Here is a 238-nt window from a genome sequence, read left to right as displayed (position 1 = left end):
GTCTCATTCATGCTGTTTAACAACTGACCATGCAGCCAGACTTCACCACTGGTTGGCGTATCCAATCCGCCCAGCAAGTGTAGCAAGGTGCTTTTTCCTGAGCCACTGGTGCCAACGATAGCGATGCGCTCGCCAGCATTGACGGTCAAATCCAAGCCTGTCAATACTTGGGTACTAACCGCGCCTTCATCATATATCTTATTGATATTGGTCGCCTTTAAAATGGCAGACATAGCAC

Annotated in this window: 1 protein-coding gene; it reads right to left on the bottom strand. The window is 48.7% G+C overall.

The features are described from left to right. Positions 1-233 (bottom strand): ATP-binding cassette domain-containing protein (locus tag AAEZ03_RS28820; protein ID WP_350583420.1); only part of this gene is annotated, 233 nt, incomplete at its 3' end. Positions 234-238: the final 5 nt, after the last annotated feature.

It is taken from the genome of Pseudomonas sp. HY2-MNA-CIBAN-0224 (assembly GCF_040310285.1).
GTDB lineage: Bacteria > Pseudomonadota > Gammaproteobacteria > Pseudomonadales > Pseudomonadaceae > Aquipseudomonas > Aquipseudomonas helleri.
The sequence above is the reverse complement of the archived record's forward strand: the minus strand, read 5'-3'. Positions and strand labels throughout refer to the sequence as shown.